Here is a 5,490-nt window from a genome sequence, read left to right on the forward strand (position 1 = left end):
TTTAATATTATCTATTTCTTAACAGCATGTAAGCCCAACTCGAAGAAGTAAGACTCGCTCGCAGGCTAAGTTGTATATAAAGAATGGACAAGGAACCGGCTACCCCCTCTCCCCCCGGGAGAGGGGTTGGGGGAGGGGTCCGGCGCGCAGCGACTCGCGATGTTTGGGTGCACGAGGCTGCGCCCGTACCCTCATCCGCCCCTTCGGGGCACCTTCTCCCGAGGGGAGAAGGAACAGCTAGCCCCTCTCCCGTCGGGAGAGGGCTTGGGGTGAGGGTCCGGCGCGAAGCGACCCGCGATGTTTGGGTGCACAAGGCTGTGCCCGAAAGCGCCGCCTGCCCGCATCCGGCACAATGCCCGGCACATGCCTGCCCCGTCCGCGCCCGATTTCCGGCTGTATCCGTCCAACGCGCTGGATACCCTGGCCGCCCTGCTCGCCGAAGAACTGCGCCGGCCGCCGCCGGGGCAGCCCTTGCTGGCGCCGGAGGTGGTGCTGATCCCGCAGGTGGCGATGCGGCGCTGGCTGCAGTCGACCCTGGCCGCGGTGCACGGGGTGGCGGCGAACCTGGAATTCCTCACCCCAGGCGAGTTCGTCGCGCGCGCGCTGGAGCGCAATCTCGGCGCGGCGGCCGACGACCTGGACATGGCGACCATGCATTGGCGCCTGTACACGGCGCTGCAGGGCGACCTGGGCAGCGATGCGGCGCTGGCGCCGCTGGCCGGCTATCTGGCCGACGGCGATGCGCTCAAGCCGTGGAGCCTGGCCGGCGAGCTGAGCAACGTGTTCGAGAAGTACCAGGCCTGGCGCCGCGACTGGCTGCTGCGCTGGGAAGGCGGCGCCGACCCGGACGATCCGCAGGCGCGGCTGTGGCGGCGCATCGCCAGCGGCCGCGCCTACCGCGCGCGGCGCATCGGCCAGTACCTGGACCGCTACGCGCGCCCTGACGGGCCGTTGCCGCAGGGCCTGCCGCGGCGCCTGTTCGCCTTCGCCGTGCTCAACATTTCCCCCGACGTGCTGCGTGTGCTGGCCACGCAGGCGCGCGCCGGCACGCTGCACTTCTATCTGCCGACCCCGGCGCAGGGCTACTGGGGCGATCTGCAGACGCTGTGGCAGCGCCGCCGCGAGGGCGGGGCGGTGGACCTGTTCGCCGACCACGTGCAGGAGAACCCGCTGCTGCAGGCCTGGGGCGCGGCCGGGCGCGACTTCATGGCGCTGATCGGCGACTACGAGGTGGTGCATCCGCTGGCCGAGATTGCGGTCTATGCCGATCCGCTGGAGTCGGGCCGGCGCGCGCTGGCCGATGGCGGCCTCGGCGACAGCCTGCTGCGGCGCATGCAGAGCGATCTGTTCCATCGCCGCGCGCCGGCGCGGCCGGCGCCGCTGGCCGCGGTGGATCCGCACGATCCCAGCCTGCAGGTGCATGCCTGCCACACCCGCCTGCGCGAACTGCAGGTGCTGCACGATCAGTTGCGCGCGCTGCTGGACGACCCGCGCTTCGAGCCGCCGCTGCAGCCGCGCGAGATCGCGGTGCTGTCGCCGGACATCGACCCCTACGTGCCGTACCTGGATGCGGTGTTCGGCGGCCACGCCGGCGACGACGCCTTGCCCTATGCGCTGGCCGACGCCAGCCCGCTGGCCAGCGAGCCGTTGGCCGAGGTGTTCCTGGCGCTGCTCGGGCTGCCGATCGCGCGCTTCGGCCTGCACGAGATCCTGGACCTGATCGCCAGCGCGCCGATCGCCGAGGCCGCCGGCCTGGACGAGGCCGGGCTGGAGCGCCTGCGCGCCTGGCTGCACGCCGCCGGCGCGCGCTGGGGCCTGGACGCGGCGCACCGGCAGCGTCACCAGGCGCCGGCCGACGACGCCTATACCTGGCGCTTCGCCCTGGACCGGCTGTTGCTCGGTCACGCCAGCGGCGCCGAGGACGACATCGACGGCGTGGCGCCGTGGCCGCAACTGGAGGGCAGCGCGCTGGCCGCGCTGGACACGCTGCTGCGCCTGCTGCGCGTGCTCGACCGCCACCAGGCCGCGCTGGCCGAGCCGATGCCGCCGGCGCAGTGGCGCGAAGTGCTGCTGGGCCTGCTCGAAGCGCTGCTGCCGCAGAGTCCGTCGGCGCCGCGCCAGCAGCGTGCGCTGGAGCGCCTGCGCGCGCTGATCGACCAGTTCGCGCGCGACGCCGCCCGCGCCGACTACGCCGACGCGGTGCCGGCCGAGGTGGTCCGCGCGCACTTCGCCGCGGTGCTGGGCGAATCGGACACGCGCGCGCCGCTGCTCACCGGCGGCATCAGCTTCGGCCGCATGGTGCCGATGCGGCTGCTGCCGTTCCGGGTCATCTGCCTGCTGGGCATGAACGATGGCGACTTCCCGCGCCGCGATCCGGCCGCCGGGCTCAACCGCCTCACCGCCGAACTGGGCACCACCCGCCGCCGCCACGGCGACCGTTCGACGCGCGAGGACGACCGCTTCCTGTTCCTGCAGCTGTTCGCCTCGGCGCAGGAGGTGTTCTACCTGAGCTACCTGGGCGCCGACGCGCGCGACGGCAGCGTGCGCGAACCCTCGCCGCTGGTCGGCGAACTGCTGGCCTGCGCCGCCCAGTACCACGCCGATCCGGGCGCGGCCACGGCGCTGGTCGTGCGGCATCCGCTGCAGCCGTTCGCCGCCGCCGCGTTCGGCGCCACCGGTGCCGAGGATGCCGATCCGCGCCGTTTCAGCTACCGACGGCAGTGGCGGCCGGCGGTGGACAGCCTGGTCGGCCAGCGCCAGCCGCTGGCGCCGTGGATCGACGCGCTGCCGGCCGCGGCCGACGACGCGCGGCCTTCGCAGCTGTCCATCGACGACCTGCGCCGGCTGCTGGTCGATCCGGCCGGGCAGTTCCTGCGCCAGCGCCTGGGCCTGCGCCTGCCCGATCCGGCGCAGGCCGACAGCGACCTGGAACCGCTGTTGGCGCCCAGCCGCGGGCTCGACCAGTACGGGCTGCAGCAACAGGTGTTCGAGGCGGTGCTGCGCGAGGACACCGAGGCCCTGTACGAACGCCTGCGCGCCCGCGCGCTGCTGCCGTCGGGGCCGCTGGGTCGGCGCCAGCTCGACGAGCGCGTGCGCCAGTTGCGTCCGTATGCCGAGGCGTTCCGGCAGTGGCGCGGTGGCGACGCCGCGCCGCTGGCGCCGCGGCTGCAGGTGGACCTCGACGGCACCGCGCTGCACGGCCGCCTGCCGGGCTGGTACGCGCCCGGCGTGGCACGCGTGCAGGTGGGCGCCTTGAGCGGACGTAGCGCGATCCGCCACGGGTTGGAGTGGCTGCTGCTGCGCGCCGCCGGCGAACGCGCGCCCTATGTGCGGTTCTTCGACCACGACGACAGCCTCGGCCCGCATCCGATGGACTGCGACCCGCTGCCCGCCAGCCAGGCGCAGCAGGCGCTGGGCGAGCTGCTGCAGCTGTACCGGCATGGCCGCCAGGCGCCGCTGGCGTTCGCGCCGTACAGCAGCTGGAAGTACTACCAGGCCGCGCGCGCCGGCGATCTCGACAAGGCGATCAAGGACGCCGCCGCGCAATGGCAGGCCAGCTTCGGCTGGAGCGAGGCGGACAGCCCGGAACTGCGCCTGGTCGGCCGCGGCCGCGACCCGTTCGCCGACGCGCAGCGCTTCGCCGACTTCGCCGCCACCAGTCAGCGCGTGTTCGGCCTGCTCGAACAGGGCGACGCCGGCCCCGCGCTTGATCTCGAACGGCTGACCGAAAGCTGGCAGCGCTGGCGCGGCACGCAGGAGGACGCCGAATGAGCGCCGCGCCCGACCGCGACCCCTACCTGCAGCTGCCGCTGCACGGCGTGCGCCTGATCGAGGCCAGCGCCGGCACCGGCAAGACCTTCACCCTGGCCACCCTGTTCACGCGCCTGGTGGTCGAACGCGGCCTGCGCCTGGGCCAACTCCTCGCCGTCACCTTCACCGAGGCCGCCACCCAGGAACTGCGCCGGCGCATCCGCGAGCGCCTGGCGCTGGCGGCCAGCCTGGTGCCGGATGCTGCCCCGGACCTCGTAGGAGCGGCTCTTGTCCCCTTTTCGGGATTAGCCGCGGCCGACCCATCGCGCCCAACCCCGCAACAAGACCCGCCCGACGTCGCCCTCACCCGCGCCATCCTCGCCGCGCACCTGGCCGCCAGCACCGAAACCCCAGCGGCCCTGCGCCGCCGCCTGCAGCAGGCCGCCGAGGACATCGACCTCGCCGCCATCTTCACCATCCACGGCTTCTGCGCGCGGGTGCTGCGCGAGCACGCGCTGGAGAGCGGCCAGGCCTTCGCCGCGCCGCAACTGCTCACCGACGACCGCGAACTGCTGCGCGATGTCGCCGCCGACCTGTGGCGGCAACGCGCCGCCGATCCGGCGATGGCCGAGGATCTGGTGGCGCTGTGGCCGGGCGGGCCGGACGGCATGGCCACCGATCTGCGCGAACTGGTGCGGCATCCAACGCTGTTGCCGGCCGCGCCGGTCTTTTCCGCCGAGGACGGCACTGTGTTGCAGCAGGCCGCGCAGCGCGCCGGCGTGGCGCTGGCCGAGGCGTTCCGCACCCACGGCACCGCCTGTTTCGAGGCGATCGCCGCGGCGATGGACGCCGGCGTGCTGAGCAAGGTCAGCTACAAGCCCGATTGGCTGACCGCGCTGTGGCACTGGCTGGACGCCTTCGCCGCGGCACCGACCGCGGACGCGCCGCCGCATCCGAAGCTGGTCAAGCTCACCGCCGCCGAACTGGCCGCCGGCACCAACAAGAAGCACGCCGAACGCACCCCGGCCTCGCCGCTGGGCCACGCCATCGACGGTTACCTCGCCGCCTTGGCGCAACTGGCGCAGTGGCGCACACGACGTCGCATTCGTCTCTTGCACGCGTTGCGCGTCGACGCGGCGGAGCGGCTGGCCCATCTCAAGCGCCAGCGCCGCGTGCAGACCTACGATGACCTGGTCGAGGGCGTGGCGCGCGCGCTGGAAGGCCCACACGGCGCCGCCTTGGCGCAGCGGCTGCGCGCGCAGTACGCGGTGGCCCTGGTCGACGAATTCCAGGACACCGACGACCGCCAGTGGACGATCTTCCGCAAGGTGTTCGCCCCGGCGCCGGCCGATCCCTCTGCGGCGCAAGACGATGGGACGATCGCATCGCTGCCCACGCAGGACGCCACGACGCCACTGCTGGCCCTGATCGGCGACCCCAAGCAGGCCATCTACGGGTTCCGCGGCGGCGATGTGCGCACCTACCTGGCCGCCGCCGCGGACGCCGAACGCGCGCCGCCGCTGGCGCACAACTTCCGCTCGCGCCCCGCGCTGCTGGCGGCGATCGACGCGCTGTACACGCAGGCCGGCTACGCCGATGCGTTTCTCACCGACGGCATCGCCTTCCACCCGGTGCAGCCGGGCAGCAAGCGCGTCGATGCCGACCTGCAACGCGGCGGCGTGCCGGCCCCGGCGCTGACCGTGTGGCGCGCATCGGAACCGCCGCCGCGTTGCAGGTCGG

2 protein-coding genes are annotated in these 5,490 nt (G+C 73.3%); both read left to right on the plus strand.

The features are described from left to right. Positions 1-363 precede the first annotated feature (363 nt). Positions 364-3,771, plus strand: coding sequence for an exodeoxyribonuclease V subunit gamma (recC, locus tag CEK68_RS20805; protein ID WP_152240525.1), 3,408 nt, complete (start codon positions 364-366; stop codon positions 3,769-3,771). After that, a partial coding sequence (locus CEK68_RS20810; RefSeq protein WP_152240526.1) for a UvrD-helicase domain-containing protein occupies positions 3,768-5,490 on the plus strand: 1,723 nt, incomplete at its 3' end. The genes recC and CEK68_RS20810, both read left to right, overlap by 4 nt.

The organism is Xanthomonas sp. LMG 12461, from assembly GCF_009192935.1.
Lineage (GTDB): Bacteria > Pseudomonadota > Gammaproteobacteria > Xanthomonadales > Xanthomonadaceae > Xanthomonas_A > Xanthomonas_A sontii.